The sequence below is a fragment of the Actinoplanes sp. NPDC048791 genome, assembly GCF_040650095.1.
In the GTDB taxonomy this organism is placed as follows: Bacteria; Actinomycetota; Actinomycetes; order Mycobacteriales; family Micromonosporaceae; genus Actinoplanes.
The window spans coordinates 1-5,453 of sequence record NZ_JBEZGQ010000579.1 but is presented as its reverse complement, the minus strand read 5'-3'; the positions used below and the strand labels follow the sequence as shown (position 1 = coordinate 5,453).

Annotated in this window: 5 protein-coding genes; 3 read left to right on the top strand and 2 right to left on the bottom strand. The window is 73.2% G+C overall.

Annotated features, from left to right (window positions below; genetic code table 11):
• Positions 1–33: 33 nt before the first annotated feature.
• Both AB0C29_RS31565 and AB0C29_RS31560 read right to left on the bottom strand, forming a co-directional pair.
• Positions 34–1,380 carry a pitrilysin family protein gene (locus AB0C29_RS31565; RefSeq protein ID WP_360827848.1) on the bottom strand — a complete coding sequence of 449 codons (1,347 nt, stop codon included), beginning with the start codon at positions 1,378–1,380 and terminating at the stop codon, positions 34–36.
• Positions 1,377–2,693, bottom strand: a complete 1,317-nt coding sequence (locus tag AB0C29_RS31560) for a pitrilysin family protein (RefSeq protein ID WP_360827844.1) — start codon at positions 2,691–2,693, stop codon at positions 1,377–1,379. Before AB0C29_RS31560 ends, AB0C29_RS31565 begins: the two co-directional genes overlap by 4 nt.
• 187 nt (positions 2,694–2,880) lie before the next feature.
• Here AB0C29_RS31560 and AB0C29_RS31555 point away from each other — a divergent pair, with 187 nt between their 5' ends.
• From AB0C29_RS31555 to AB0C29_RS31545, 3 genes are all read left to right on the top strand, one after another.
• On the top strand, positions 2,881–3,900 hold the full coding sequence (locus AB0C29_RS31555) for a MoxR family ATPase (protein ID WP_360827841.1): 1,020 nt from the start codon (positions 2,881–2,883) through the stop codon (positions 3,898–3,900).
• Complete coding sequence (locus tag AB0C29_RS31550; RefSeq protein WP_360827838.1) at positions 3,897–4,862, top strand: DUF58 domain-containing protein; 966 nt, start codon at positions 3,897–3,899, stop codon at positions 4,860–4,862. The genes AB0C29_RS31555 and AB0C29_RS31550 overlap by 4 nt, the downstream gene beginning before the upstream one ends.
• Positions 4,859–5,453 (top strand): VWA domain-containing protein (locus AB0C29_RS31545; RefSeq protein WP_360827835.1); only part of this gene is annotated, 595 nt, incomplete at its 3' end. The genes AB0C29_RS31550 and AB0C29_RS31545, both read left to right, overlap by 4 nt.

Below are 5,453 nucleotides of genomic sequence, written 5' to 3'. Positions count from 1 at the left end.
GCCGGCAGTGTCGCCGGCGGCCCGCGGAACACCTCAGACCTCGGCGTCGACGACCTCGCCCAGGCCACCGGCCACCAGCTCGTCGCGGATCACCGCGGCGTCACCCTCGACGACGACGGTCAGGCCGTCGGGGTGCAGATGCTTCGCCGCGGCGGCGGACACCTCGGCCACCGTCGCGTCGAGCAGGCTGCGCCGCAGGGTCGCGTAGTAGTCGTCGGGCAGCCCGTGCACCACCAGCGTGGCCAGCGCACCGGCGATCGAACCGGACGTCTGCATGTCGACCGTGAGCTGACCGGCCCGCCACGTGCGGGCCACCTCCAGCTCCTCCTTGGTGACGCCGTCCAGCCGGGTGCGGGTCACCTCGCCGATGGTGTCGGTCAGCGCCGGCGCGGTCACCGCGGTCTGCACCGAGGTGCTGATGCCGAAGCGGCCGAACCGGCGGGTCATCGCGAAATCGGACCGGATGCCGTACGTGTAGCCCTTCACCTCGCGGATCAGGTGGTTGAGCCGGGACGTGAACGCCCCGCCCAGCACCGTCGCCACCAGCGTCATCGCCACGTAGTCCGGGTTGGCGCGTTCCGGCGCGCGGTGCCCGAGCCGCAGCGTCGACTGCACCGAGCCCGGGCGGTCCACCAGCAGCACCCGGCGGCCGGCGGCGATCGGCACCCCCAGCGGCCCGGCCGGTGCGGTCGGCTCCCCGGTCGCCCCGGCGAACGCGGCTGCTCCGAGCTCGGCCAGGTCCAGCTGGTCCAGATCACCGGCGACCAGCAGCACGCCCGGCCGCTTCAGCCAGGACTCGTGGAACGCGGTCACGTCCTCGACGGTGACGGCCGCGACCGACGTGGGATCACCGTGCAGCGGCCGGCCGTACCGCTCGGCCGCCCCGAACAGATCCATCCGCAGAGCCGCGTCCGCCCGCGGGCCGGGCTGCGCCCAGTCCATCCGCAGCGCGGTCACCTCGTCGTCGCGCACCCGCGCGACATCGGCCGGATCCAGGCGCGGGGTGCGGGCGGCCTCGGCGAGCAGGGTCACGGCCCGGGGCAGCAGCGCCACCGGTACGGACACACCGACCCGGAACGAGTCCCAGTCGACTGAGGTGGACAACTCGGCTCCGAGACCCTCCAGCGCCAGCGCGTACGCCGCGGAGTCCCGGGTCGTGGTGCCCTCCTCCAGGCACTTGGCGAGCACGGTGGCCGTGCCCTCGCGGCCCTCGGACTCCCGCGCGCCACCGGCGTCGAGCAGCAGTGCGGCGGTGGCCAGGAGCTGACCCGGCATGTGCGCGGCGACGACCTCACCACCGGCCACCGAGACCCGCTGGATGTCCGGGAACGTGTACGGCCGGGAGTCGCCGGGGCCGGGCCGGGTGGCAACGAGACTCACTGGTCGGTCCCTTCGTCGGGCAGGTAGGTGAGGGTGACGCGGGACTCCGGGTTCAGGGTGCGGGCGGCGTCGAGGATGTCGCCGGCCGTGACCGACTGCCACTGCGGCAACCGGTAGGCCGCGCTGGTGGCGTCGCCGAACTGGGTCGCGTACCGGCTCAGGGTGTCGGCGCGACCGCCGACTGTGGACATCTGCCGCCACCACGAGGTGGTCAGCAGGGCCTTGGCCCGTTCGAGCTCGGCCTCGGTCACCGGCTCGGTGGCCATGCTGTCCAGCACCTCGGCGACCCCGGCGGCCAGTCGCTCCGCGTCCACGCCGTCCTTGGCCGTGGCCGTGACGATCAGCGGGGCCGGGGCGTGGGCCAGGTCGACGCCGTACGCGCCGATGTAGTCCGGCTGGGCGATCCGGGCGCCGTCGGCGAGCCGCTGGTAGAGCCGGCTGCCCCGGCCACTGCCCAGCACTGTCGCCAGGACGGTGATGGCGTCATAGCCGGCCGTGCCGAACGGGTGGGTCCGGTGCGACAGATAGACCCGGGGAGCCGGGACCTTGCCGGTCACCGTCTCGCGGACCGGCTCGGTGGCCGCGCCGGTGATGTGCCCGCGCGGCGCCGGCGGGATGTCGGAGACCGACTCCAGCGCCCCGAAGTACTTCTCCGCCAAGGCGAAGACCTCGGCCGGGGTGACGTCACCGGCGACGGTCAGCACCGCGTTGTTCGGCGCGTAGTACTGCTGGTGGAACGCCTTGAACGTCTCGAGACTGGCGGCGTTCAGGTCCTCCATCGACCCGATCGTCGCGTGGTGGTACGGGTGCCCCGGCGGATACAGCAGCGGCAACAGGCGCAGCCACGCGTCGCCGTACGGGACGTTGTCGTACCGCTGGCGCCGTTCGTTCTTGACGACCTCGCGCTGGTTGTCGAGCGTCTCCTGGGTCAGCGCCGGGACCAGACCGCCCATCCGGTCCGCCTCCAGCCAGAGCCCCAGCTCCAGATGCTCGACCGGCAGCGTCTCGAAGTAGTTGGTCCGGTCCGGGTTGGTGGTCGCGTTGAGCGAGCCACCGGAGCCCTGGATCAGGCGCATGTGCTCGGTCTTGGCGACGTGCACCGAGCCCTCGAACATCAGGTGCTCGAAGAGATGTGCGAAGCCGGTCTGGCCGGCCGGCTCATGCCTCGAGCCGACGTCGTACCAGAGGTTCACGCACACCACCGGCGCGGTGTGATCCTCGCTGACGACCACGCGCAACCCGTTGTCCAGGCGCGCGGTTTCGATGGGCCACGGATAGCCGGTCTCGGCGACCGGCGCGGGCTGAGCAGACACGCAACCTCCCTGTAGCGGCGGCCGGCTTCCGCCGGCGCCGTCACCAGTATCCCGGCTGAGCAGGCCGGCGCGCTCCTTCGCTTCGCTTTCGGCCCCGCTTGGTGTCATCGATACCAAGGGCGGGCGTCCGGCGTAACCCCCAGGTCCGCGGCGCCCGCCCCCCGCACCGTTGCCGAGAAGGGGACCCATGACAGACATCGCATCCGACACCGACGCGCGGCTGCTGGAGCAGACGCTGTTCGAGGTCAAGAAGGTGATCGTGGGGCAGGACCGGCTCATCGAGCGGCTGCTGACCGCGCTGCTCGCCGGTGGGCACTGCCTGCTCGAAGGCGTGCCGGGGGTGGCCAAGACGCTGGCCGCGGAGACGCTCGCCGTGGCGGTCGGCGGCAGTTTCCACCGCATCCAGTTCACGCCGGACCTGGTGCCCTCCGACATCATCGGCACCCGCATCTACCGGGCGTCGCGGGAGGACTTCGACGTCGAGCTGGGCCCGGTGATGGCGAACCTGGTGCTGGCCGACGAGATCAACCGGGCGCCCGCCAAGGTGCAGTCGGCGCTGCTGGAGGTCATGGCCGAGGGGCACGTGTCGATCGGCGGCCGGAGGAATCCGGTGCCGCAGCCGTTCCTGGTGCTGGCGACCCAGAACCCGATCGAGAGCGAGGGCGTCTACCAGCTGCCCGAGGCGCAGCGCGACCGGTTCCTGATGCGGGTGGTCGTCGGCTACCCCAGCGACCAGGACGAGCTCGGCATCCTCTACCGGATGGGCGGCGTGCGCCCGGTCGCCCGGCCGGTGCTGGACACCGGCAAGCTGCTGGCCTTGCAGGCCCGGGCCCGCGAGGTGTTCGTGCACCACGCGCTGGCCGAGTACGTGGTCCGGCTGGTGCTGGCCACCCGCGACCCGGCCCGGTTCGGCCTGCCGGAGGTGGCCGGGCAGCTCGCGTACGGGGCCAGCCCGCGCGCCACTCTGGGCCTGGTCGCGGCCGGGCGGGCGCTGGCGCTGTTGCGTGGACGGGACTACGTGCTGCCGGGCGACCTGCTCGACATCGCACCCGACGTGCTCGCCCACCGGCTGGTGCTCTCCTTCGACGCGGTCGCCGACGGGGTCGCCCCCGAGTCGATCGTCCAGCGGATCGTGGACTCCGTACCGCTGCCGGTGATCGCTCCCGCGCAGGAGCAACACGGCCCCGGCCTGGGCGTCGCCGCATGAACGAGGGCGCCTCGATCAACGAACTCGCCCCGGAACGGCGGCTGCGGCGGCTCGAGCTCATGGTCACGCGCCGGCTCGACGGGATGCTGCACGGCTCGTACCTCGGGTTGCTGCCCGGCATCGGCAGTGAGCCGGCCGGCAGCCGGGAGTACCGGCCCGGCGAGGACGAGGTCCGCCGGATGGACTGGGCGGTCACCGCGCGCACCGCGGTCGCCCACGTCCGCCAGGTCGACGCGGATCGGGAACTGGCCACCTGGGTGCTGGTCGATGCCACCGCGAGCATGGACTTCGGCACCGCCGAGTTCGAGAAGCGGGAACTGGCCGTCGCATCGGTCGCCGCGGTCGGCTTCCTGACCACCGGCGCCGGCAACCGGCTGGGTGCGCACCTGCTCGGCCCCGACGGGGTACGCCGGTTCCCGGCCCGGGGCGGTCGCACCCACCTGCTCGGCATGTTGCGCACCTTGCTGGCCGTGCCCCGTTCCGCGCCGACCACCGAGCACGTGCCGCTCGCGCAGGCCATCGACGGCATGCACCGCGCGGTCAACCGCCGCGGGCTGGCGGTGGTGGTCTCGGACTTCCTCGACGGTCTCGACGAGGACGGACTCGGGCCCGGCGCGCCCGCCTGGGAACTGCCGTTGCGCCGGCTCGCCGCCCGGCATCAGGTGCTCGCCGTGCAGATCCGTGATCCGCGTGAGCAGGAACTGCCGGACGTGGGACTGCTGACCCTGGTGGACCCCGAAACCGGGCGCTTGCGGGAGGTGCCGACCGCCAGCCGCAAGCTGCGCGAGCGGTACGCCGAAGCGGCCCGCCGGCAGCAGGCGTCCATCGAGAACGGCCTGAAACGGGCCGGTGCGGCCCACCTCCGCCTGCGGACAGACCGCGACTGGGTCGCGGACATCGTCCGGCACGTGTACGCCCAGCGCCGCCTGGGCCGAGCCTCGCGAACAGGAGCAAGACCATGACGTGGCTTTCCCCGGAACGGCTGTGGCTGCTGGCCGCCGTCGCGGCGCTGGCCGTCGCGTACGTCGTGCTGCAGCGCCGCCGCAGCCGGTACGCCGTCCGCTTCACCAACCTCAAGCTGCTCGACCGGGTCGCACCGGCCCGGCCGCAGTGGCGCCGGCACGTCCCCGCCGGGCTGTTCCTGGCCATGCTGGCCCTGCTCGTGGTCGGCTTCGCCCGGCCGCAGTCCGAGGTGCAGGTGCCCCGGGAGCGGGCCACCGTGCTGGTCGCGGTGGACGTGTCCCGGTCGATGCTGGCCACCGACGTGGACCCGGACCGGCTCACCGCGGCCAAGGCCGCGGCCCGCGAGTTCGTGGCCGACCTGCCCGAGCAGTTCAACGTCGGCCTGGTCGGTTTCGCCGGCACCGCCTCGGTGTTCGTGCCGCCGGTGACCGACCGGGCCGCCGTCGACACCGGCATCGACCGGCTCGCCGAGGGCACGGCCGGCCGGGCCGGTACCGCCATCGGCGACGCCATCGCCACCTCGCTGGAGGCGATCCGCACGCTGGACGCCACCGCCGGTGAGGACGTGCCGCCGGCCCGGGTCGTCGTGC